This is a genomic window from Dysgonomonas sp. 511 (assembly GCF_010501105.1).
Taxonomy (GTDB): Bacteria; Bacteroidota; Bacteroidia; order Bacteroidales; family Dysgonomonadaceae; genus Dysgonomonas.
Window position 1 is genome coordinate 42,976 of sequence record NZ_QVMQ01000012.1, and the last position, 23,072, is coordinate 66,047.

22 protein-coding genes are annotated in these 23,072 nt (G+C 41.7%); 8 read left to right on the top strand and 14 right to left on the bottom strand.

Annotation, left to right across the window (positions count from 1 at the left end):
* The first annotated feature begins 101 nt into the window (after positions 1-101).
* The 6 genes from D0T57_RS07375 (at position 102) to D0T57_RS07400 (ending at position 4,353) form a co-directional block, all read left to right on the top strand.
* Complete coding sequence (locus D0T57_RS07375) at positions 102-710, top strand: DUF4290 domain-containing protein (protein WP_163272394.1); 609 nt, start codon at positions 102-104, stop codon at positions 708-710.
* Positions 711-733: 23 nt separating this feature from the next.
* Positions 734-1,252: a ribosome maturation factor RimM gene (rimM, locus tag D0T57_RS07380; protein ID WP_163272396.1), complete on the top strand. Its 519-nt coding sequence runs from the start codon at positions 734-736 to the stop codon at positions 1,250-1,252.
* On the top strand, positions 1,249-2,478 hold the full coding sequence (locus tag D0T57_RS07385; protein WP_185154642.1) for a pitrilysin family protein: 1,230 nt from the start codon (positions 1,249-1,251) through the stop codon (positions 2,476-2,478). The genes rimM and D0T57_RS07385 overlap by 4 nt, the downstream gene beginning before the upstream one ends.
* Before the next feature lie 33 nt (positions 2,479-2,511).
* The gene (locus tag D0T57_RS07390; protein WP_163272398.1) at positions 2,512-3,213 is read left to right on the top strand and encodes an outer membrane beta-barrel protein; all 702 of its coding nucleotides are present in this window, start codon (positions 2,512-2,514) and stop codon (positions 3,211-3,213) included.
* A gap of 83 nt (positions 3,214-3,296) precedes the next feature.
* Positions 3,297-3,617, top strand: a complete 321-nt coding sequence (locus tag D0T57_RS15610; RefSeq protein WP_185154643.1) for a hypothetical protein — start codon at positions 3,297-3,299, stop codon at positions 3,615-3,617.
* Between the two features lie 109 nt (positions 3,618-3,726).
* Positions 3,727-4,353, top strand: coding sequence for a 4'-phosphopantetheinyl transferase superfamily protein (locus D0T57_RS07400; RefSeq protein ID WP_163272400.1), 627 nt, complete (start codon positions 3,727-3,729; stop codon positions 4,351-4,353).
* Positions 4,354-4,357: 4 nt separating this feature from the next.
* Here D0T57_RS07400 and D0T57_RS07405 read toward each other — a convergent pair whose 3' ends face one another.
* The 13 genes from D0T57_RS07405 to D0T57_RS07465 all read right to left on the bottom strand — a co-directional run bounded on the left by D0T57_RS07405 (position 4,358) and on the right by D0T57_RS07465 (position 18,340).
* Complete coding sequence (locus D0T57_RS07405; RefSeq protein ID WP_163272402.1) at positions 4,358-6,481, bottom strand: Tex family protein; 2,124 nt, start codon at positions 6,479-6,481, stop codon at positions 4,358-4,360.
* A gap of 275 nt (positions 6,482-6,756) precedes the next feature.
* Positions 6,757-7,710, bottom strand: a complete 954-nt coding sequence (locus tag D0T57_RS07410; RefSeq protein WP_163272404.1) for a hypothetical protein — start codon at positions 7,708-7,710, stop codon at positions 6,757-6,759.
* Complete coding sequence (locus tag D0T57_RS07415) at positions 7,707-8,462, bottom strand: WbqC family protein (RefSeq protein ID WP_163272406.1); 756 nt, start codon at positions 8,460-8,462, stop codon at positions 7,707-7,709. Before D0T57_RS07415 ends, D0T57_RS07410 begins: the two co-directional genes overlap by 4 nt.
* 33 nt (positions 8,463-8,495) lie before the next feature.
* Positions 8,496-9,614: a DegT/DnrJ/EryC1/StrS aminotransferase family protein gene (locus D0T57_RS07420; RefSeq protein WP_163272408.1), complete on the bottom strand. Its 1,119-nt coding sequence runs from the start codon at positions 9,612-9,614 to the stop codon at positions 8,496-8,498.
* 64 nt (positions 9,615-9,678) lie between these two features.
* A complete protein-coding gene (locus D0T57_RS07425) occupies positions 9,679-10,542 on the bottom strand; it encodes a glycosyltransferase (protein ID WP_163272410.1) in 864 nt (287 codons plus the stop codon).
* 5 nt (positions 10,543-10,547) lie between these two features.
* Entirely contained in the window at positions 10,548-11,411 is an 864-nt protein-coding gene (locus tag D0T57_RS07430) for a glycosyltransferase (protein WP_163272412.1), read from the bottom strand.
* Entirely contained in the window at positions 11,396-12,184 is a 789-nt protein-coding gene (locus D0T57_RS07435) for a glycosyltransferase family 2 protein (protein ID WP_163272414.1), read from the bottom strand. The genes D0T57_RS07430 and D0T57_RS07435 overlap by 16 nt, the downstream gene beginning before the upstream one ends.
* Positions 12,181-12,981 carry a glycosyltransferase gene (locus D0T57_RS07440; RefSeq protein ID WP_163272416.1) on the bottom strand — a complete coding sequence of 267 codons (801 nt, stop codon included), beginning with the start codon at positions 12,979-12,981 and terminating at the stop codon, positions 12,181-12,183. Before D0T57_RS07440 ends, D0T57_RS07435 begins: the two co-directional genes overlap by 4 nt.
* 5 nt (positions 12,982-12,986) lie before the next feature.
* The gene (locus D0T57_RS07445) at positions 12,987-13,970 is read right to left on the bottom strand and encodes a hypothetical protein (RefSeq protein ID WP_163272418.1); all 984 of its coding nucleotides are present in this window, start codon (positions 13,968-13,970) and stop codon (positions 12,987-12,989) included.
* A gap of 5 nt (positions 13,971-13,975) precedes the next feature.
* On the bottom strand, positions 13,976-15,238 hold the full coding sequence (locus D0T57_RS07450; protein WP_163272420.1) for an ABC transporter ATP-binding protein: 1,263 nt from the start codon (positions 15,236-15,238) through the stop codon (positions 13,976-13,978).
* A 20-nt stretch (positions 15,239-15,258) separates the two neighbouring features.
* Entirely contained in the window at positions 15,259-16,125 is an 867-nt protein-coding gene (locus D0T57_RS07455) for an ABC transporter permease (protein ID WP_368666906.1), read from the bottom strand.
* 148 nt (positions 16,126-16,273) lie between these two features.
* Positions 16,274-16,492 (bottom strand): hypothetical protein, encoded by a 219-nt coding sequence (locus D0T57_RS07460; protein WP_163272424.1) that lies wholly within the window; start codon positions 16,490-16,492, stop codon positions 16,274-16,276.
* Between the two features lie 180 nt (positions 16,493-16,672).
* Positions 16,673-18,340, bottom strand: a complete 1,668-nt coding sequence (locus D0T57_RS07465; protein ID WP_163272426.1) for an AMP-binding protein — start codon at positions 18,338-18,340, stop codon at positions 16,673-16,675.
* Positions 18,341-18,534: 194 nt separating this feature from the next.
* Here D0T57_RS07465 and mtaB point away from each other — a divergent pair, with 194 nt between their 5' ends.
* The gene (gene mtaB / locus D0T57_RS07470) at positions 18,535-19,845 is read left to right on the top strand and encodes a tRNA (N(6)-L-threonylcarbamoyladenosine(37)-C(2))-methylthiotransferase MtaB (RefSeq protein WP_163272428.1); all 1,311 of its coding nucleotides are present in this window, start codon (positions 18,535-18,537) and stop codon (positions 19,843-19,845) included.
* Between the two features lie 271 nt (positions 19,846-20,116).
* Here the strand turns inward: mtaB and D0T57_RS07475 are convergent, their stop codons facing one another.
* Complete coding sequence (locus D0T57_RS07475) at positions 20,117-21,652, bottom strand: sulfatase-like hydrolase/transferase (protein WP_163272489.1); 1,536 nt, start codon at positions 21,650-21,652, stop codon at positions 20,117-20,119.
* Positions 21,653-22,312: 660 nt separating this feature from the next.
* Here D0T57_RS07475 and D0T57_RS07480 point away from each other — a divergent pair.
* Positions 22,313-22,906, top strand: a complete 594-nt coding sequence (locus tag D0T57_RS07480; RefSeq protein WP_163272430.1) for a sigma-70 family RNA polymerase sigma factor — start codon at positions 22,313-22,315, stop codon at positions 22,904-22,906.
* The last annotated feature ends 166 nt before the right edge of the window (positions 22,907-23,072 follow it).

Below are 23,072 nucleotides of genomic sequence, written 5' to 3' on the forward strand. Positions count from 1 at the left end.
GTAGTCCTATTTCGGCCGATGGATTTTGATATACAGACTACAAAGACAAATAATTGAAGAATCGGCCCGGTTGAAAAAGAATCATAACCCAATAATATAAAATGGAATATAATACCCAACTCAAAAAACTGGCTTTGCCTGAGTATGGACGGAATATACAGAATATGGTAGATCATTGCCTGACTATTCCCGAGCGTGACGAGCGCAAACGTTGTGCAAATACGATAATCAACATCATGGGAAACATGTTTCCGCATCTGCGCGATGTAAATGATTTTAAACATATCCTTTGGGATCATCTGGCTATAATGGCCGATTTCAAGTTGGATATTGATTATCCTTACGAGATAATTAAAAAGGAAGACCTTTTCTCCAAACCGGACAAACTGGACTATAGCCGCCCCGATATGAAGTACCGCCACTATGGCAAAACATTGGAGAAGATGGCGAAAATGGCAGGAGACATAGAAGACCCTGTAGAGAAAGAACAATTTGTATTGCTGGTAGCTACCCACATGAAAAAGTCTTATATACAATGGAATAAAGATGTGGAGGATCAGAAGATATTTGTAGATTTATACGAACTGTCGGACAAGAAAATAGATGTGCGGGGTTCGGATCTGAAATTGCCGGAAATGAAAGAACTGGGGCAACGCAACAACAACAATAATAACAACAACGGCAAAAAGAACAACCAGAAGAAAAAATAGTACTTATCCATTTGTTTTCTGACATGATAAAGGAGAGTGAAATATTTAAAATAGGTAAGCTGACTAAACCTCACGGCATAAAGGGCGAAATAAACTTTGTATTCGAAAACGATGTGTTCGACCGTGTCGATTGCCCGTATCTCATATGCATGGTTGATGGCATATACGTACCTTTCTTTATCGAAGAATACAGATTTAAAGGAAAAGATACCGCTCTGATAACGATTGAGGATATCGACTCGGAAGAAAAAGCCTCACGGTTGGCAGGGCTCGAAGTATATTTCCCCCGGAAGTATTATGATGAAAACGAAACCGAAGACATTGCCTATTCATGGAATTTCTTCATCGGCTTCACAGTGGTTAATAATAAGGAAGATAAGTTGGGTATAATAGAAGCTGTGGACGAAAAAACCATAAATGCTCTCTTTCTTATAAACGGCGACAATGGCGAATTGATAATACCGGCTACCGAAGATTTTATAGAAGAGGTAGATGCTCCCAATAAAACATTGTATGTGGCTCTGCCAGAGGGGTTGATATGAAAATAACAGCATATCAGTCACACACCTTAAAAAACGGTCTTCGTATTGTACACAAGCCTGTTGCGGGAGATGTTTCCTACTGTGGTTTCATTGTGAATGCCGGAACCCGCGACGAAAATGCAGACGAATTTGGCATGGCTCACTTTATAGAGCATATGCTTTTCAAAGGGTCGGAAAAACGGAGCTCACGCCAGATTATCAATAGAATAGAAGATATAGGAGGCGAACTAAATGCCTATACCAACAAGGAAGAGACTGTTGTTTATGCCGCCTTTCTCGAAGAACATTTTGCACGGGTTTTCGAACTGCTTACAGATATGACATTCCATTCCCGGTTTCCCCAGCGGGAGATAGATAAAGAGGTGGAAGTCATCATCGATGAGATACATTCATACGAAGACAGCCCTTCGGAACTGATATTCGATGAGTTTGAAAACATTGTGTTCGACGGTTCGCAGATAGGACATAATATATTGGGCGATGAGGCTTCTTTGCTGTCGTTTGACACGGATAAGGCCAAAAAGTTTATATCCAGATATTATTTGCCATCTAATACAGTATTCTTCTCGTTGGGCAATACCAGTTTCAAGAAGATTGTATATTGGGCCGAGAAATATTTATCAGACTTACCCGTTCTTGAAAATCAAAGCCATAGGATAGCTCCCGCTGAATGTATGCCCGTACATAAAAAAGACAGAAGAGATACCTCGCAGGTGCACACGACGATTGGCAGCCGGTCGTATTCCTTATATAATCCAAACAGGAAAATACTGCATTTGCTCAACAATATACTTGGTGGCCCGGGGATGAACAGCCGCTTGAACCTTTCACTTAGAGAGAAATATGGCTTTGTCTACAATGTAGACTCTTCGGTTACAGCCTACAGCGATTCCGGTATCTTATCTATATATTTTGGCTGCGACAAAGATAATCTCGATAGATGTATTAGCTTGGTACATAAAGAATTGCAAAAGATTAAAACCCAAGAGTTGACTACGACGCAGTTGCACAGAGCCAAGAAGCAATTGATGGGGCAAATAGGAGTAATGAATGATAATAAGGAGAACCTAGCCTTGGCATTGGGTAAGAGTTTTCTTCATCATAATCATTTCAATACCCTAGACGAAACCTTCAAGAAGATAGAACTGATAACAGCGAGGCAGATAGTGGAAGTTGCCAATGAAATTTTAGACGAAAGCAAGTTGTTTAGCTTGATATATAATTAATTATTATAACTTTGTGACTCTATATACAGCTTTATGAAGACATTGTTAAGAATATTGATCCTATCCGGCCTTTTATTGTTATCTATCAATGGCCTTTATGCTCAACGCGTGAAGAAGAAATTTACGACAGATTTTCATATGGGTTTGAATTTTGCCGAGATGGACATACAAGGTGCAAATAAGTACAAAGAGCCAAAGCTTGGAATGTTTTTGGGTGCAAATCTGAACTTCAAGATATTAGGAAATGTGCAGATTCAAACAGGCTTTTGGGTCACTAAGCGAGGACTGAAACAGCATATCGAAGAAAAAAGAGTAGATAACGGGACTAATACAGTATATATGGGCGATACTATAAGGGAGACTGCAGCAAGTTACCTTCAAGTACCGCTGTGCCTCGGATATGAGGTGTTCCTTACCAAGAAGTTTGCAGTCAATTTCAATGTCGGCGGATATCTGGCATATGGTTTTAAAGGAAACCACCATGAAGAAGGTATCCAGACTGTTGTGCAGGATGGTGTCGAGATGCCTCAAACCCTGACGGTGTTTGACAGGGAAACCTTCGGGCTATCGTATTGGAACCGTTGGGACTATGGAGCAATAGCCAAAGTCGGTTTTGTTTACGATATATATACTGTTAACTTTTCCTACGAGCATGGGTTCTATAATGTATCGGGCGACCCGAACCAACCATTGAAAAACAGGAATAAATCAGTGTCTGTAGGGTTCAGATTTTAGACGGGGAGAATTGCAATGAGCTTCTTTTACTCTCGGTTCAAACCTTTTGTCATATCAGTTGTTTAATATTTCAGTAATAACAAATGAAATATAGAGTTATGGAAAATCTGATAAAGAAACTTCAAGATGAAGTTGGGTTGACACAAGACCAGGCAATAAAAGCCGTAGGTGTTGTAATGGACTACATGGACAAGGAAGGACTGGATATCGACTGGGAGAAATTCTTCAAGGGAAAATCGGAAGACGTTGTAAACAAGGTGAAGAGCTTCTTTAGCAATGTTTCGAAACAAACTCAAAGCTATACCGACAAATTAGCTGATAAAGTGGATGATATAGCAGAAAAGACGAGAAAGAGCGCACACGATATAAGCCAGAAAGCCGCAGACTTTTTCGACGAAAAGTAAATCGCGCATAAGGCCTGAAATAGAAGAGAGTTTTGATAATAAGCTCTCTTTTTGTATTTTTACGGGGGATTGGAGTACATTATCCATTTCCCTTTTCTTACAAAAGAATATGCTATACCTAAAACATTGTATAACGGACCATACCTCCATTGCTATCTGGAAGGTAGAAGAACCGGAAGAAGACCTTCTATCCCAAATAAGCCGTCAGGAGTGGATAGAGAATATCCACGAGATAAAATCACCTTCCCGCAGACTCGAAATCCTGTGTGCCCGCATACTTATCAGGGAACTAACAGGAGAGGAGAAGGAAGTCTATTACAACGATTCGGGCAAACCTTTTCTTGCAGATCATTCATACCATATCAGCGTATCGCATACCAGAGGTTATGTTGCCGTAGCCATCAATAAAACCAAGGATATAGGACTCGATATAGAACAGATATCGGATAAAATCAAACGGGTAAGAAGCCGCCTGATAGCTTCCGATGAGTATATCAACGATGACAAAGAACTCATTCACTTGCTATTGCACTGGTCGGCAAAAGAAGCGATGTTTAAGTTTTTGGATGCAGAAGGAGTCGACTTCCTCAACCATTTGTTTGTCGGCAGGTTCGAACCCGAATCAGCAGGAACATTTTCAGCTTCGGAGACAAGGACAAAGCATAGATACAATTTCATAGCCCGGTATCAGGTAGAACCGGACTTCGTGCTAGTCTGCTTAGAGGCTAATAGCTAGGCCCTTATGATTTCATTGATAGCTGTACCCTTTTTCTCCCCAGATCGACAGACAATACCTTCACTTCTACATGTTGATGCAATGAAACAACCTCGGTAGGATCAGATACAAAGCGGTCGGCAAGTTCCGATATGTGTACAAGCCCGTTTTCTTTGATGCCCACATCTACAAAGCAACCGAAGTTGGTGATGTTGGTAACGATTCCCGGCAACACCATCCCTTCGCGCAAGTCGTCGATAGTGCGTATGCTAGGGTCGAATTCGAACATCTTAATTGCCTTACGCGGGTCGCGTCCGGGCTTGTCCAACTCTTCCATTATATCGTTGAGGGTAGGCATACCGGTAGTTTTGGTTACATATTTATCCAGTTCGAGCGATTTCTTAAGTTCCTTGTTTTCAATCAAGTCCTTTACGGTACATTTCAGGTCTTTAGCCATTTGCTCTACTATATGGTAGCTTTCGGGGTGTACAGCCGAATTATCCAACGGGTTGTCTGCCCCTGCAATACGGAGGAATCCTGCGCATTGTTCAAAGGCCTTTTCTCCCATGCGGGCTACCTTTTTCAATTCTTTGCGCGACTTGAATGCCCCATGTTCGGCCCTGTAATCTACAATGTTCTGTGCCAATGTAGGCCCCAATCCCGAAACATAAGTAAGCAGGTGCTTGCTGGCTGTATTGACATTTACACCAACAAGGTTTACGCAACTCTCGACAGTCAGGTCGAGCGACTTTTTCAGTTTTGTCTGGTCTACATCGTGCTGGTATTGCCCCACACCTATAGACTTAGGATCTATTTTTACCAGCTCGGCCAAAGGATCCATCAGGCGGCGGCCAATAGAAACTGCCCCACGAACGGTTACGTCATAATTGGGAAACTCTTCGCGTGCTACTTTCGAGGCTGAATAGATGGATGCCCCATTCTCGCTGACTACAAATACTTTAACTTCTTTCTCGTAGCGCAGGTTGGTTATAAACCGTTCGGTTTCGCGGCTGGCTGTTCCATTGCCTATGGCTATGGCATCTATATTGTATGTGGAGACGAGTTTTACGATTTTGCTCCCTGCTTTCGACGTTTCGTTTTGCGGGGGATGCGGATAAATGGTTTCATTGTGCAACAGGTTTCCTTCGGCATCGAGGCAAACCAGTTTACAGCCTGTACGATAGCCGGGGTCTATACCCAATACCCGTTTTTCGCCCAATGGCGGCGACAATAATAGTTGTCGCAGGTTTTCGATGAATACGCGGATAGCCTCTTCGTCTGCTTTTTCTTTCGATAGGTTGGCAAATTCTGTTTCTATAGATGGTTTCAGCAGGCGTTTGTATGAATCTTCTATGGCATCGGCAACACATTCTGTAGCCTGATTGTCATTGTCACCTTTCAGGAAGCGTTTATCGAGTCTTTCCAGTGCCATATCTTCATCGGGAGAGATGCTTACTCGCAATATTCCTTCCGCTTCTCCCCTCCGTATTGCCAATATACGGTGCGAGGAAGCCTTACTTAGTTTTTCCGAATACTCGAAATAATCGCGGTATTTATCACCTTCTTCCTCTTTGCCCTTTACTACCTTCGATGTAATGATGGCATCCCTTTGAAAGAGGTTGCGGATGGTGTTGCGGGCATATTCATCCTCGTTTATCCATTCTGCTATAATATCCTGTGCGCCGGCTATGGCCTCTTTTGTATCTTTTACATCTCCTTTTACAAACGGTTGTGCTTTCCCTTCCACATCCATCGGATGTTGGGCCATTATTAATTTAGCCAGAGGCTCAAGCCCTTTTTTACGGGCTATCTCGGCGCGCGTCTGGCGTTTGGGTTTGTATGGCAGGTAGATGTCTTCGAGTTCCGACGATACCCAGCAGTTTTCGATCCGTTCTTTGAGTTCGGGTGTCAGTTTTTCTTGTTCGTCTATCGACTTCAGGATAGTTTCCTTCCGTTTTATCAGTTCGTTATATTTGTCGTTGTGCTCCTTGATGGCTGTAATCTGCACTTCGTCGAGACCGCCTGTTACTTCTTTCCTGTAGCGGCTGATAAAGGGGATTGTTGCTCCCGAATCGAGGAGTTCTATTGTTTTCTCTATTTGCGAAGCCTTGATGTTTAAGGCTGACGATATAAGGTTTATAATTGCCATACGTATTTAAGAGTCTTTATATATTTCTTCTTTTTTGCTAAAGATAAAAAGTAACAAAAGTAACACATTTTAGTCATTTTTTCAATGTTACTTTTATCCCTTCCTTGTTGTGGCTTGTAACCCTCTCCCATCGGAGAGAGCGGTGCAAAAAAGTAACAAAAGTAACACTTTTCCGGTTGTTTTTCACCGTTACTTTTTGTCGCTTTTATTCTTTAATGTATAGATAAAGATACTGTTTTTTGTTTGGCAAAAACCTATGCCAATATCAAAAAAAATTAGCGGGTAATCACTTCCACTATCCTCTCCATATCCTCTATCTCGTACCGATGGTCGCAAGGAAGTGGCAGCAAGTAATTTACCACCTTGTATTCTGCCGAATCTTTTTCAACCAGATCCAATGTCGCTTTCCAGTAGGTAGACACATATATCTTGCTGTCTATCAGCTTTTTTCTCAATTCCATATCTTCCGAGTAAAACATATAGCTCAACGGGCAGGTATCAGCCGGAAAGTCATCGTATCCGAACTGATTATATTTGCCCAATGCTGCGTGCAAATATTGGAAATTGCGGATTTGCCTCTCTTTCAGGTCTTCATAATCCAGGCTTTTCAGCAATGCTTCTCCCAGATTCGACATCCGTTTAACGGGTTGTCCTATCAGGCTGTCGCAATAGGTGAGAAAATCCTGATAAGCGGCACTTGCGCTGCCATACTCGATACGTTTCAGCAAATGTGTCATATGCGGCATAGCATCGTCCTGCTCAAATTCCTCATCGAGCAGTGTATCTGTGTAAAGATATGCACCATCGGGCAGGCCGAAAAATTTGCGAGGCGAATATATGGTGTCTATACCGGGGTAGGGTGGTGAGTAAAAAGCGTGGGTATTATCTACAATCAATTGTTTGCCAAAACGTTTCACCAATTTATCTACGGTCAGGCATTTTATGCCGAAGGTATCGGAGTAGAAGAACACTTCACCTTTTTCTAATTCCTTATCAAATATCGGGTCGAGATTGAAATCTACAGGGTAAAACTCATAGTCTACGCCCAGTTTTTTTATTGGCTCCCATATCACTTCCGAATCGAGGTACGGGATATATATCTTGCTGTACTTCTTTGCCCTAAGTATATATTCAAGGCAATTGCGGGCAGTATTCAATTGTACTGCACCTTTATGGTAATGTTCTCCTTTACGGAGTTGAAGCTCAAAAAAACCTCCTATTTCTTTCATAATGGCCCCTCCTGTCCTCCCCACAGGGGAGATTTTTCCCCCTTGGGGGTAAGGGGGCTTATTAATTTATAATTTCCCAGCATTTTCCTTACTTCCTCCACGGGATTGAACATTATTACATCCAGAATGGATAGCCATGCTACAAACTCATTTTTGAACTGTGTGTACTCAACCGGGTTGGTAGAAATAAAATGCAAATTTATATTTTCTTTTTTAAAGTCTTCTGCGTGATATAATTCCTGTCCGCCAATAGCGTTGATATAGTCGGTGGCATTCAAAGCTTTGCAGATGGCTATTACCTTGTCCTGCCCTTTCAGCGAATGGTCGATGCCGATGGTAGACGATATAATGATTTCCGTACCTATCTCCAGATATTTACATATTTGCGTTACCGAGTGGTAAATATAAAGAAACAGGTTGGTTTCGCTATAATTTACAATGCCTTCTACAATAGGCATTACGTCGTTGAAATACGGGGCTTTGCGATACGATTCGCGTATTTGGTTTATAAGTTTTTGCTTGTCGAACGATGAGGATATCCTCCTGTCACGCACATCCAGATAATCCGAATCTTTTTCTACAGGTATGGTTATTAGCGTATCTTTTCCGTTTTGCAAGATGCGGTTACGGTTTATCCAGCCTTTTTTGGTGAATTGTATATTGTCGTATATCACATATTTGTCCACAGCGTTCAGCAGTTGGAAATATCCGATATACGGCAGGAAGTAAGGCTGCATGATACCTATTTTCATAGTTACGAGTTACAAGTTACGAGTTACAAGAACTTATCTTGCTTGCAACTCATTTATTAATGAACATATTCTAACGATATCTTCTGCTTCCAGGTTGGCATACATCGGCAGACAGACTATCTCTTTCGATACTTGTGTAGCTACAGGCAGGTTGCTTGCACTGGCCGATGGCAAACCCTTGTATGTAGGGAAGTCGCTGATAAGCGGATAGAAATAACGCCGTCCGAATATATCGTATTCCTGTAGTTTGAAATAGAGTTCATCGCGTGTCATTCCATATTCCAGTGCGTTTACACGTACCGGATAGTAAGGATATGTATGCGATACGCCTTCTTCTACCTTCATGCAGGTAATGCCGGGTGTATCTTTCAGCAATTCATCATATAGCTTTGCCGACTGCAAGCGTTTGGCTATATAGCTATCTACGTATTTTAGTTGCAGCGAACCGTATGCTGCCTGCAATTCGTTCATCTTGGCATTGATACCCGGTTCTATAACCGTAGTTTCGTTGCGGAATCCAAAGTTTTTCAACAGGTCGATACGCTGTTTTGTCTTTTCATCCTGGCAGACTATCGCTCCGCCTTCTATGGTGTTGAATACCTTTGTGGCATGGAAACTGAGTATCGACAGGTCGCCCCAGTTCATCACCGACTGCCCGTCTTTCCTTACAGCAAAGGCATGAGCGGCATCGTAAATCACCCTCAGCCCGTAGATGTCGGCTATGCGCTGTATTTCTTCCACATCGCACGGGTTGCCATATACGTGCACCGGCATAATCGCCGTTGTTTGCGGTGTTATGGCGGCTTCTATTTTACTGGGGTCTACATTGTAGTTCTTGTCGTCAATGTCTACAAATACAGGTTTTATGTTGTTCCACCACAGCGAATGCGTAGTAGCCACGAAACTGAACGGGGTGGTAATCACCTCGCCTGTAATGCGTAATGCCTGCAATGCTGTTATTAGTGCCAATGTTCCGTTCGAAAAGACAGATATATATTTTACGCCGAGATATTCGGCCAGTTCTTTTTCAAACTGCTCGTGGAAAGGGCCGTTGTTTGTCAGCCATTTATTATCCCATATTTTTTCCAGATAAGGAACAAATTCTTCCAAAGGGGGAAGGGCAGGTTGGGTTACCAGTATTTTTTTACTCATGTGGTTTCTAGTTACGAGTTACAAAGTTACGAGTTACAAGTGAATAACAAGAAAGAATTGGCGATTAGTAACTTTTGTTTTTTATTTTTCTATAAATATTTTTTATAAAAGGGGGCATCATATTTTTCATACGTCCTTTTAACGATTTGTCGCCATAAAGCAATATTTCGAGTCTTTTTTTATGTTTGGTAAAATATGCGGTATATTTATAATTAAAGTATTTGTCGTATTCGTTTATTAGTTCGATCGTGCGCAACGCCTGTTCCCTTTCTGTCATCCGCGACCATTGCCCGTTGTCGTGTATGCGGTATGCCGATGTCACTTCTTTCAGATATGCAAGGGGCGAGAACTGCCCCATATACATTCCCAGCATCCAGTCGGCAATTTCCATGCTGAAAAGCTTGGGGTTTATTTCCTGTATTATACTCCCCCTGAACACACAGCACGAGAGGTTGCCTATGCGGTTGCCCATAGCCAGTTGAGGGGTGGTAACAGGTTCGTAGTCATCTGCTCCCATCCATTCGAATATTTCTTCCCTTTCCTGGTCTTCGAACAAGCGTATATGCCTGTTGAAACTCATCGAGTAGCCGGAATTATTCTCCAGAAATGAAACGTGGCTTTCAATATGATTGGGCGTTGTCCAGTAATCGTCACCTTCCATTATGGCTACATAATTGCCCGTACAGGCTGCAAATGCCTGTTGATAATTTTTATTGTAGCCTACATTGTGTGTCTTGTGTAGATATGTGAATGTAAAGGGCGACTTTGTTTCATATTCTTTTATGATATCTACCGTATTATCGGTAGAACAGTCGTCGGCAACGATAATCTCCACTTCGCACGGCGTCTTTTGCATAAGTATGCTTTCGAGAGTCTGGTGGATGTATCGGGCATGGTTGTATGTGATGAGTACGATATTTATTTTCATACTGTCTATTCTTCTTTTTCAGGGAAAAGTTTTTTGAATACTTTCTGCATAAATCGTACAGGAGCATAAAGGAATAAGCCTATTTTCAGCTCCGTACAGTTTTTATACGATTCTACTTCGCGTTTATTGTATTCGGCTCCTATGTAGTCCCTTATTGGGTTGAGGTATTCCAACAGTAAGTTTTCGTGGTTCCTGAATATCTGCATCAGAAGTCTTTCGTTTTTGCGATAGTCTATCATTGTAGAGCGCGAGACTTCCTTTATGCGGTAAAATACATGGAAGCCTTCGAGCTTGACCACCTTATCGTCTTTGTGGAGAAATGAGAGCCAGAAATCCCAGTCTTCGAGCCCTTCTACCATATTTGTATTATAGCCTGTTGTCTTTTCGAAATCTTCTTTCTTGAAGATACCGCTTACGGATATGAAGTTTTCTTCGAACAGGTTCTTGTAAATATAGCCGGGTTTTCTAAGTTTTTTGTTCTTTGCTCCGAATAAGATAAGGTCGCTGTAAACCAGTTTTGTATCGGGTTCTTTTTCGAATATATCTATGGCTTCGGCTACATACCTGCTGCCTACCTTGTCGTCGCCGTCGAGAGGCAATATATACTTACCTTCGGCTTTGCTGATGGCAAAGTTGCGGGTGTCGGATACGCCGCTATTCTCTTTCCGGTAATATCTGAACCTGTTGTCTTTATGTGCCCATTCGTTGGCTATGGCTTCTGTATTGTCGGTCGAGCCATCGTTGACTATGATACATTCCCAATAAGGATATTCCTGATCGAGAACCGATTGCAGAGTTTCCGACAAGAATGTCCCCTGATTGTAGCATGGGACGATGATGGATATGACAGGTTTTACAGCTTGAGCCATTTAAGGAATCCTACTTTTTTTAGAAATCTTACACTTACAGAACTTTTCAGCCTGTAAAGTTCGTCTTTTTTTTCCATCCACTCTTTATAGATGGAGTAATATAACGGATATTTTTCTTTTATGTGCCCTTCTTTTTCGTGCCAGAGTGCAGCGAAATTTTCTGGCTGCGAACTAATGCCGTCAAGATAGAATGTAGAGAAATACTTATCTATATATTTATACGAACATCTTAGCAGGCAAACGGCATCTATAAAGAAAGCCCAGTCGGCTACTACTCTCATACCCTGATCGTAGTACCCATATTCTACCAGCAGTTGCTTACTGATAAATGTGGCGCAATGCGGCAGCGAACTTTCTGCAAAAAACTTAAAGTCTAAATATGGGGGATATGTTTTTATATACGTTTGTCCGTTACTGTCAGCTATTTGCAGGTTGTAATAGATAATGTCTTCGCCACTTATGTCTTTTATCAACCCGCTTAAATCGGTAGCAGCATTTATTGTATCGCCACTATTGACAAACAGGAGGTATTCGCCACCGGCTTTTTCTATCCCCTTGTTCATCGCATGGTAGATTCCGGTGTCGGGTTCGCTTATCCAATAAGCAATTTTGCCGTTCTGTTCTTTTATATAATCAACACTATTGTCTTTAGAGCCGCCGTCTATTACAATATATTCTATATCATCGGATAGTTGCGGGACTATGCTCCTGATTGTTTTTTTCAATCCCGGAGCATTATTGTAATTTATGGTAATAATAGACAGGCGTTTCATTTATCGTGTTTTTTCTGATAAAGATACAAACCTATCAGGCAACAAGTCTCGTACCAACTCCAAAAAAGTGAAAGGAATATTCCTCTTAACCCATCTTTGTAGCCTTTATAATCCAGATAGCAGGATTTAAAAGCTCGGAACGGAGCGGTCAGGATACCTTTTAGCCCTGTACGGATATTGCGCGTATATCGCGACTTGGGTTCTATTTTTATGTATCTCCAATGTTTCTCCAACAGTTGCGAGTAACTGTTCATCCATAGGTGAGTAATATAATTTTCTCCTTTGTATTCTATGTAGCCGTCTCTGTAACCTTCGAGTACATTCCTGCCGCGATGCACGATCGGAAGAAAATTATACCTGTTTTTGTGCAAGAGGCTTGTTTTTGATTTTATCCCTCCCCATACTGTACCGTTCAGTCTTCTGTTTTTGAAATAGAATATCCATGGTATAACGTAGCCGCCAATATCATTGGGGATGCCTTTGGCGAACAACTCCCTTATTTCGGTTACGAGTGACTGGTTAAAACGTTCGTCAGGATCGGGAATCAACAGCCAGTCGTGTTTCAACTTTCCTATAAATTCGTGATGGATGATTTCTACGATAGGCACTCTTTCGTGAGAGTATATATTAGCTGTAAATTCTTTAGCAATATCTATTGTGGAATCGGTAGAGCCGAGGTCTACAAATATTATCTCGTCACAAAAATTTATGGAAGAAAAGCAATCGCGTATGAGGTCTTCTTCGTTGAAGCCAACAACTATGGCACTTATAGGCAGTTTGTCTTTTTTTTCTTCCATGAAAATTACCAAATTAACCAGTTTTCAAAATCGAGGCCGAAATTTGTTCCTTCCTTCATGCGCATACCCAGATACATTCCCGGATTGGAACTGAACGTGCCGATAAACAATTGAGATTGGCTCAATATATCTATAGATGCAAATAGACGAAGGTGCGAATCTTTGATATGCTTCTTACCTTGTCCGAAAAAAGCCGAATGTACATATCCGGTTTCTTCTTCGCCACAGAATGTATATATATTCGATCCGGGTGCGATTGTTTTTAATTCTTTTATTACCGAATAGTCGTCGGTAAGTACGAATATGTTGTCCAGATTGGCTTTCAGTGAACGAGCCTTGTTTATATAATCTGCTGTAGAATACACATTACTTTCTTTGTCCTTATCTCCTTTTCTTATATGGAATCCGGTGTATTCGGCTGGTATTTCTATTGTCTTTTTTATTTGTACCGTTTCTTTCTCGGTAGTGGAATTATATTTCCATGTGATAGCTATCAAATGCCTGCAGATATCAAGTATATCGCCTTCAATGCCTAATTGGGGAAAGGAATAGTGTTTGTTCTCCATATTCCTGTCGTGGAATTTCAGCCATAGATCTTGAGTAAGGAAATCTACATTATTCCATTTTTTATACCACCAGATTTTAAATTTTTCTTTCTCTGTGAAAAAGAGAGGAAAGTCGATATGGTTGCGTTTATTATATTTCTGGTGAAATAATCTAGCCGAATTATCGAAAAATGGCATTTTTATTTCTTCTTTCTCTTCGCAAAATGGCAGGAAATAATCTGTCCATCCTTTTTCGAAGCCAAAGCCTGCATCTGCCGAATAGAGTGTAAACTGGATTTTGTGTTCCAGGCAATAGAGCATGGCCAGAATCATATTGTTATATTCAGAGAAGAAACCGGCTTCGTATCCTAAATGGAATACCAGTTTTTCCTTGAAAGAACTATTCAATGCCTTATATTTTTCCAGTAATATATTGCTGTCCATTCACTTTATTTGAGCATTAACAACCCGCACGAATCGTAGTTAAATTCCAATCCTGTGGCTCCAATGATTCCGTTCGACTCTATCATTACAAATTGCGGGATATTAATCAGCGATTCCACATTGGGCTGTGTAACATCTATATCCAGTACAAAGTTTCCTTTAGTCAGGTTGTCAGGCAGTTCGAGGATTTCGTTTATCTCAAAAGCACCTTCTTCGTATGTAGGCACGCGGCCGTATAAATGGCCGGGAGAATATATGCCCTGCAATATTCCCTTCAGGTCGTAGAGACGTATTTCGAGCGCCATTTTCTTCCTCTCCTGTATTTCTCCTTTTATGGAAATGGTAAGCTTTGTATTCTCCTGGTTTATATTGACAAAATTACTATCCGAACCGTTTATCGTTATTTCATTTAGCTTGATATGCGAGTGGCATTTTTTTACCCCGTCCATTATTCTCGACGAACCATCGAGATGGCTGTAATGCTCCATATACACATTGATGGCTTCGCTTACCGAACCCGAGAAGTTAAGCTGTCCGTCTTTCAGTATTACAGCCTTTGTGCACAGCGATTCCACTGCACCCATATTATGGCTTACGAACAATACGGTTCGCCCTTCGCCCCTCGATACGTCCTGCATCTTTCCGATAGCCTTCTTCTGAAATTCGGCATCGCCAACAGCAAGTACTTCGTCTACCACCAGTATTTCGGGTTCGAGGTGGGCAGCGATGGCAAACCCAAGGCGCACGGTCATACCCGAAGAATAGCGTTTTACGGGGGTGTCGATATATTTTTCTACTCCGGCAAAGGCAACTATTTCGTCCAGTTTACGCGAAATCTCATTTCTGGTCATACCCATGATAGAGCCGTTCATATAGATATTTTCCCGCCCTGTCAGTTCGGGATGGAAGCCAGTACCTACTTCGAGCAGCGAGGCTATACGTCCCTTCGCCTTTATCGACCCTGTGGTGGGCGAGGTTACCCGCGACAGTATCTTCAATAGGGTTGATTTTCCTGCCCCGTTTTTTCCTATTATGCCGAGTACTTCCCCTTGTTTTACTTCGAAGCTGATATCGCGCAATGCCCACACGTATTCGCCAATAGCTTTGGATGAGCGGTCGTTAACTTCGCCTATTTTCAGGTATGGGTCTTCTTTGCCCCTCACCTTGTGCCACCATCGGTTGAGGTCGTGGCTGATAGTGCCTGTGCCTATAACACCCAGACGGTATTGCTTCGATATATTTTCAAATTGTATTGCTATGTCTGACATTTTCTTCTGCTCCTTTTGTTCTATACTACATCTATGAAGCTGCGTTCTACCTTGTTGAATATCCAGATGCCGAATATCATTGAAAACAGAGTGACAACGATGCTATATGTGAATGATAACCATGTAAATGTACCTACGCCCATCCATCCGTAGCGCATTACTTCGATGATGGAAGTTAGCGGATTCAACTGGATTATCCACATATAATCAGCATAATTTTGTTCCATTACCGATAGGGGATATATTACAGGTGTTATATACATCCATAGCGAACTGATAAATGTAAATAATATGGCAAGGTCGCGGTATTTGGTGGTCATAGAAGATACGATCATACCGAATCCTATACCGAATCCTGCCAGCAGGAATATAAGCAACGGGAATAAAAGGATATATGCGTTAGGTGTAATAGCGGCATCTGTGAAGAAGCAGTAATACAAATATGCAATGAAGAAGAGCGTAAACTGAATAAAAAACTTTAACAGACCCGATATAGCCCCCGAAATGGGAACTACCAGCCTCGGAAAATAAACTTTGCTGAATACACTTGCATTGGACGAAAATGTGCCCGAACCTTTATTCAGGCATTCGAGAAAATAGTTCCAGCAAACGATCCCCGAAAGGTAAAATAGCACCTGTGGCAAGCCATCGGTAGAGATTTGCGCTATACCTCCAAACACGAACATGTAAAGTATGGTGGTGAACAAGGCTTGGATAACATACCAGAAAGGACCTAATATGGTTTGTTTGTATTGCGTGACTATATCGCGGTGGATGTACATCCTTACCAGGTCGCGGTATTTCCACACTTCTTTTATGTTCAGAGAGAAATTGCTGCCTCGAGGCTTTATTACAATGTCCCAATGTTCTTTTTCAATCTCCATTATTTAGCTATTGTTTGTGCCTTTTTGTTACAGCCTACAAAGTTAGTTATTTTTGCTTGCTTTTTGTTTTTTCCGTCTCCTAATATATACAAAAAAACCTATATGAGTATTCTCATATAGGCTTCTTAATTTCTTCTAATTGTGCCGAAGCTTATTTCTTAACTTCTTCTACAATTTCTTCTACTTTAGCAGCAGCAGAGTCAACAACAGCAGCAACTGAGTCGCCTTCAGCTTTAGCATCTTCTATAACTGCATCTACTTTAGCAGCGATAGAGTCTGTGTCAGTTCCTTCTGTAGTTTGTGTTTTGTTTCCGCAAGCAGCGAATGAGATTGCAACAGCAACAGCAGCAAATAATACTAATTTTTTCATCTTTCTTTTCTGTTAAAACTTAAACGGTAAATGTTCTTTTTCGGTTATCCTTTTACATAACACGGTGCAAAGATAAACATATTCTTGATATGTCATCTAACACAAATACATTTTTTTTAATGTTTTTTTTGCCAAAATATATATTTTTTTGAAATAGAAAATGGTTGTTGGTCTAACTGCTTAATTTTCATACAAATACCTTTTTATGCTTTTTTTAGGAGTCTTTTCAAACTCGCTTGGGTATATCTGTATGGCAGTTATATTTTCGAATGCTGCAAGCTTTTTATTCAGGTTTTGGCGGTTTTCTTCCATTATTGCCGGCAACATCTCGTGGTCTACCTGTGCGGCATCCATCGTTTCGTAGTCGGGATGTGCAAGTGCAACCAGCTTACCATTCCGTTCTACAACAAGGCTTTCGAGTATAAACGGCATATTGTTGAGACGGGCTTCAATTTCTTCGGGGAATATGTTTTGCCCATTAGGCCCCAATAGCATAGTTTTGCTGCGCCCCCTGATGAAAATACGGTTGTCTCTGTCTATTGTCCCCAGGTCGCCGGTTCTGAGCCAGCCATCTTCTGTGAATGCGGCTTTTGTAGCTTCTTCGTTCTTATAATAGCCTATCATTACGTTCTCGCCACGCACTTGTATTTCTCCTACAGTGTTGTATGGGTCGTCGGAGTCTATACGTACTTCCATTATATTGTCCAACACTTTTCCGCACGAGGTAGGGATAAAGTCGTAGTTGTGGTCGTACGATATCAGCGGGGCGCATTCTGTCATCCCATATCCTACAGTGAAAGGGAACTTGATTTTGTGCAGGAATGCTTCCACTTCCTGGTTCAGAGCTGCTCCACCGATAATCACTTCGTGGAAAGAGCCTCCGAGGGCTTCCATCATGCCTTTCCTTATTTTGGCGTATATCTGATCTCTTACGATAGGTATTTTCAAAGCTGTTTTTATAGCCGGCCTTTCTATTTTCGGCAATATTGCCTTTTTATATATTTTCTCTATTACCAGAGGTACAGATATTATCAGGCTTGGTTTTATTTCGGCAAATGCTTCTGCCAGTATCTTCGGCGACGGTGCTTTGCCCAACAATGTAGTGTGCGAACCTTCCGTAAGCGAATAAAGAAACTCGAATGCACATCCGTAAGCATGAGCCAGCGGCAGGAACGACACGATGTTCTGTCCTCTGAACAATAGTTTCAGATAGTGGGCATGAGTCACGTTGCCCGCTAGGTTGTTGGCCGATAGCATCACACCTTTGCTGAACCCTGTAGTACCCGAAGTATAATTGATGAGTACCAGCTCGGAGTTGTCGACTTCGGCATATACAATATCCTCTTGCGTAAAACCGTTCGGATATTTGCTTTTCATTTTTTCGTCCAGCGATTCGGTAATGAGCGACAAGCGTTCTCCTTTTTTCTCATAAAGGCAGGTAAACCTGAAATCGTTTACCGACAAAGCCCCCTTTATCTCTGGCAAGTGGTCTTCGTCCAACGATTCCCAAATGCTTGCCCCCGTAAACAAGAGTTTAGACTCGGAGTGATTTATTATGTGCTGAATATTATCGGCATGAAAATCCTGTAAGATAGGCACTATTATAGCGCCATAAGTAATCACCGCCAGATAGGTTATGCACCACGGTATATTGTTTTTACCTACCAACGCCACTTTGTCGCCTTTCTTTATATTGGCTTCGCTGAGTATTATATGTATGCGGGCTATTTCGCGCGCTATGTCTTTGTAATATAAGGATTCTTTGGTTGAGTAATCGGAAAGCCCCTTCAAATCCCAGTTATATCTAAAGCTGTCTTCGTATAATTTGATGAAATTTTTATCAATCATTGTTTTTGCTCATTTAGGGTGATTTTGTGCAAAAATAAGTAGTCTGCATAGAATCTCCAACTTTTTTGTAATAAACTTCGCGTAATTACCTACCTTTGTAAGTTGTTTTTATAGTTAAAAGTTGGAAATTGAAAGTTGGAAGAGAACAAATTCATTTTCAACTTTCAATTTTTTACTTTCAATTTAACCGATAAATGATAGATAATTCAATATTCGAAAATAAGAAAGCAGCCTATCTTACCCTCGGATGCAAGCTTAATTTCGCCGAAACCTCTGCTATCGGCAGGCAATTGGCACAGGTGGGCGTCCGCAAGGCGAGGAAAGGAGAAATAGCCGATATCTGTGTTGTAAATACTTGTTCGGTGACAGAGCTTGCCGATAAAAAATGCAGGCAGGCAGTCCGCAAACTGATAAAGGAAAATCCAGGTGCATTTGTTATCGTTACAGGATGCTACGCCCAGTTGAAGCCCGAAGATATAGCCGGGATAGAGGGGGTAGACCTTGTACTGGGTTCGGAGCAAAAGCTGGATGTCGTTGCCTATCTCGATGAATTGAAGAAGAAGGATAAGGGTATAATTTTCACCACAAAAACAAACCAGATAAAGGCATTTGTACCCTCTTGTTCCCAAGAAGACCGCACACGCTACTTCCTGAAAGTGCAGGATGGTTGCGACTATTTCTGTTCGTTCTGCACCATTCCGTTTGCCCGTGGGCGAAGCCGCAACGGCACTATCGCCAGCATGGTAGAGCAGGCGAAAGAAGTGGTGGCAAAAGGCGGCAAGGAGATAGTGCTGACAGGGGTAAACATCGGCGACTTTGGCAAAACTACCGGAGAGTCTTTCTTCGACCTGATAAAAGCTTTGGACGAGGTGGAAGGTATTGAACGTTACCGCATTTCTTCAATAGAACCTAACTTGCTGACTGACGAGATAATCGAATTTGTGGCATTGTCGAAAAGGTTTGCCCCGCATTTTCATATCCCTTTGCAATCGGGAAGCGATACAGTACTCAAGTTGATGCGCCGCCGCTACGACACAGCGTTGTTTAAGCACAAGGTGGATAAAATAAAATCGGTAATGCCCGATGCTTTTATCGGAGTGGATGTAATAGTGGGAACACGTGGCGAGACGGACGAATGCTTTGAGGAGGCGCGTGCTTTCCTCGAAAATCTCGATTTTTCGCAACTTCATGTTTTCACCTACTCCGAACGCCCGAATACGCAGGCATTGAAGATAGACCATAGTGTAGACCCCAAGACAAAACATGCACGTTGCCGCATATTGCTCGATTTGTCGGACGAAAAGTTGCGAAAGTTTTACCTGTCGCAGCAAGGCCGTACCCGGAAGGTATTATACGAGCATACAGACTATGAGGGTATGATGCATGGTTTTACCGAAAACTACATCAAGGTGGAAACTCCGTATAATGAAAACAAAGTGAATGTCTTGTCGGAGGTAGTCCTTGATAGGTTTGACGAAGATAAAATATTGTTTTCAGAAATATAATATCAATGGCTTAGTAATAACTGTTAGGAAATATTTCGTTCCAATTTTTAGGATTGTTTTTAAGATAGTTTTTTCTTCCGCGAAGCGATGATAGCGGGCTATCTGAGCTGAGTGAAAGGAAAACTAGCCAAAAAACAGCTAAAAATGAACGAAGAAAGTTCTGGCTTTCCAGATGGAAACGAATTTGTGATATTTCCTAACAGTTACTAAGAAGGAGGGTGAATCTCCTTTTTCTATACATTCACCCTCTTTTAGCTCCTCTGGAATCTACTTATTTCAGCTCCCGGTCTTTTGCTTCCGGATCGAAATGAGCCCCTGCAATGGCTAAGAATTGTTTCTTGAACGAATCCAATTTACCGGGATGGGTTTCAGCGAGATTTACGCGTTGTGCCGGATCGTTTTTAAGGTCGTACAATCCGTATCCGGGTAAATTCCCTATCTCGTTGCCGGTGATATTGCGCTCTTCACCTTTGTATGGCGGTATCATCGCCCAATCTACAGCCCGAAAGGCAAGTTTGCCCTGCGCTTCCAGAACCAGGTTGTCACGTCCTTTCCCTTTCTTACCCATAAACGTATCAAGATGTTCCTCACTATCCAGATTGTCGGGGATATTGCCTCCTGTGAGTTTAGCTAACGAGGCCGGAAGATCGAGTTGGGAAATCAGTTCATCGGAAATCCCGGGCTCTATTTTACCTTTCCAATATACGAACAACGGTACATGAGTGCCTGCATCGAAAAGGCTGTACTTGCCGCCCCTCAATCCGCCCATAGGATCGTGGCTACCGGCCATTTCTTTGGCAAAATCTTTATACCCGTCGTTCAATACCGGCCCATTGTCGCTCGAAAAGATTATCAGCGTATTTTCCAACAATCCTTCCGATTCGAGGTAAGCCATCAGTTCGCCTACACACCAGTCGGCTTCCATGATAGCGTCGCCACGTGCTCCCATCGTGGTCGATCCCACAAAACGCTGATGAGGTGCGCGAGGTACATGCGGTTGATGTAGTCCGTAGAACAGGAAAAACGGCTTATCTTTCGTGCTCCCGATAAAATCCTTTACTTTTCCCATAAAATAATCTGCCATATCCTCATCCACCCATCTGGCGGCATGCCCCCCTTTCATATAGCCTATGCGGGGAATGCCATTTACGATAGAGTAATTATGCCCATGATCCCACATCATTTTCAGCATTTCGGGGTTAGTAAGAGCTGTTGGCTCGCCTTCGAAATTGTTTTCATAATCCACTTCTATCCGATCGTTGGGGTCGAGGCCAACCACCTGCCCGTTTTCTACATATACAGTAGGCACACGGTCGTTTGTCGCTGCTATCAGGCACGAATAATCGAATCCTATCTCATTCGCTCCGGGTGTTATACGTTTATTCCAGTCTACATTGCCCTCGCCCATACCCAGATGCCACTTGCCAATGGCTGCGGTATGATACCCGTTGGCTTGCATCATTGCAGGCATCGTATATTGCTCAGGGGATATAACCAGTGGAGCGTCTCCCGGCAATATCCTCACATCGCTATTGCGCCACGGGTACATCCCCGTCATAAGGGCATAGCGGCTCGGTGTAGAAGTGGCCGAGGTAGCGTATCCGTTCGTAAAGCATACGCCCTCGTTGGCCAGTCGGTCGATATTCGGCGTCGAGATAGTCGTGGAACCGTAAGCACTAACATCGCCAAAGCCCAGATCGTCGGCAAGTATCACAATGATATTAGGCTTCTGCGGTTGGTCGTGATTTCCCGAACACCCTGCCAACAAGGCAGCAGGAATAGCCGGAATAAGAAGTGTTTTTTTCATCATTTAATAATTTAGATATTAGTTATGCGAATTGACAATTGAAGAATAAGTAAGCTTGTTTCATTGTTACTTTTGAGTTTTTTGTTAACATTAATATGTAATCAACCAACGATTGATTTAACCTATTTTTGCAATACATAGTTAAAAAGTAACACATGTAACACTTTTCTTCTATTTTTCGCCTGTTACTTTTTCTTATTGCCACTTTTTTTCTTGCTATAAGCTCCTCCCCTTGCTATAGATAAATTTTTCTACTGCTTATTGGCATTACTAAAATAATTAAAATACTTCTGTCAATAAGTCCCAATTCTCTCCGGAGCATTTCTTTTGTACGAATTTTGAAACATTCCGTATGTTTTTATAAAGAAGCACTTCTGTGACTGTGTTGTATTTATAATTCAGGATATTGGAGTCTCTGTTTATACAATTATATAGATCTTATGTTTGAATTTATTGCTTAGACGCGGTTACAGTTTTTTGAGGCTTTTTATGCTTGCTGTTCCTAAAAAGACAAAAGTCTGTTAAATTACGTTTTTCGCCTTGACTATTTCATTTTTTTACCCTTTATTTGCATTGTTGAAATAAGATTTTGTATAACTGTTAAAACCAAATTGGCCTATAGGATAAACATTACTCTGTAAAATTAAAATATAAGAGATAATGGAAGAAACATTGGTAAAGATGACCGATGAACAATTGGTTGTAAATTATTCTAATGGCAATAATCTTGCTTTTGACATACTTCTCGAACGGCACAAACAAAGTGTCTTCAACTATATTTTCTTCATCGTACGCAATAAAGAACTGGCAGAAGATATCTTTCAGGAAACCTTTATAAAAGCCATTGTAACCATCAAACAGGGGCGTTATACCGAAACAGGTAAATTCAGGGCGTGGATATCGCGTATAGCACACAACCTCATCATCGACCATTTTCGTCAGGAGAAAAACGAGAATACAGTTTCGAACGACGAAGCCCAGCTCGACTTGCTCAACAATCCGTTGCTTTGCGAAAGCACTATAGAAGACAGGCTTATAAAAACACAGATAGCCACCGACATACAAAAACTGATCTCCTACCTGCCCGACAGCCAAAGAGAGGTGCTGTTTATGCGCTATTATCAGGATTTGAGCTTCAAAGAAATAGCAGACCAGACAGGAGTCAGTATAAACACGGCATTGGGACGTATGCGCTATGCCATATTGAATATGCGGCGTATGGCTGAAGAAAATAACATTGTACTTACGCTATAAGCATAATTTCTCATACACACTTTTTTTCTTATTAGCATCAAACTCCTCTTTTCACCCAGGGCAAACGCATGAAAAAATGATATTCCGGTTTTGGCTACTGTAGGGGCGAATTATCATTCGCCCGCAGATTTTTTCTATTTCGGGCGAATGGTAATTCGCCCCTACA

Coding starts and splice junctions, on each gene's coding strand:
- rimM (WP_163272396.1), top strand. CDS start 734: ATGATAAAGGAGAGTGAAATATTTAAAATAGGTAAGCTGACTAAACCT.
- D0T57_RS07375 (WP_163272394.1), top strand. CDS start 102: ATGGAATATAATACCCAACTCAAAAAACTGGCTTTGCCTGAGTATGGA.
- D0T57_RS07400 (WP_163272400.1), top strand. CDS start 3,727: ATGCTATACCTAAAACATTGTATAACGGACCATACCTCCATTGCTATC.
- D0T57_RS07450 (WP_163272420.1), bottom strand. CDS start 15,238: ATGTCAGACATAGCAATACAATTTGAAAATATATCGAAGCAATACCGT.
- D0T57_RS07445 (WP_163272418.1), bottom strand. CDS start 13,970: ATGGACAGCAATATATTACTGGAAAAATATAAGGCATTGAATAGTTCT.
- D0T57_RS07465 (WP_163272426.1), bottom strand. CDS start 18,340: ATGATTGATAAAAATTTCATCAAATTATACGAAGACAGCTTTAGATAT.
- D0T57_RS07475 (WP_163272489.1), bottom strand. CDS start 21,652: ATGAAAAAAACACTTCTTATTCCGGCTATTCCTGCTGCCTTGTTGGCA.
- D0T57_RS07435 (WP_163272414.1), bottom strand. CDS start 12,184: ATGAAACGCCTGTCTATTATTACCATAAATTACAATAATGCTCCGGGA.
- mtaB (WP_163272428.1), top strand. CDS start 18,535: ATGATAGATAATTCAATATTCGAAAATAAGAAAGCAGCCTATCTTACC.
- D0T57_RS07460 (WP_163272424.1), bottom strand. CDS start 16,492: ATGAAAAAATTAGTATTATTTGCTGCTGTTGCTGTTGCAATCTCATTC.
- D0T57_RS07390 (WP_163272398.1), top strand. CDS start 2,512: ATGAAGACATTGTTAAGAATATTGATCCTATCCGGCCTTTTATTGTTA.
- D0T57_RS07420 (WP_163272408.1), bottom strand. CDS start 9,614: ATGAGTAAAAAAATACTGGTAACCCAACCTGCCCTTCCCCCTTTGGAA.
- D0T57_RS07405 (WP_163272402.1), bottom strand. CDS start 6,481: ATGGCAATTATAAACCTTATATCGTCAGCCTTAAACATCAAGGCTTCG.
- D0T57_RS07385 (WP_185154642.1), top strand. CDS start 1,249: ATGAAAATAACAGCATATCAGTCACACACCTTAAAAAACGGTCTTCGT.
- D0T57_RS07440 (WP_163272416.1), bottom strand. CDS start 12,981: ATGGAAGAAAAAAAAGACAAACTGCCTATAAGTGCCATAGTTGTTGGC.
- D0T57_RS07415 (WP_163272406.1), bottom strand. CDS start 8,462: ATGAAAATAGGTATCATGCAGCCTTACTTCCTGCCGTATATCGGATAT.
- D0T57_RS15610 (WP_185154643.1), top strand. CDS start 3,297: ATGAAATATAGAGTTATGGAAAATCTGATAAAGAAACTTCAAGATGAA.
- D0T57_RS07430 (WP_163272412.1), bottom strand. CDS start 11,411: ATGGCTCAAGCTGTAAAACCTGTCATATCCATCATCGTCCCATGCTAC.
- D0T57_RS07480 (WP_163272430.1), top strand. CDS start 22,313: ATGGAAGAAACATTGGTAAAGATGACCGATGAACAATTGGTTGTAAAT.
- D0T57_RS07410 (WP_163272404.1), bottom strand. CDS start 7,710: ATGAAAGAAATAGGAGGTTTTTTTGAGCTTCAACTCCGTAAAGGAGAA.
- D0T57_RS07425 (WP_163272410.1), bottom strand. CDS start 10,542: ATGAAAATAAATATCGTACTCATCACATACAACCATGCCCGATACATC.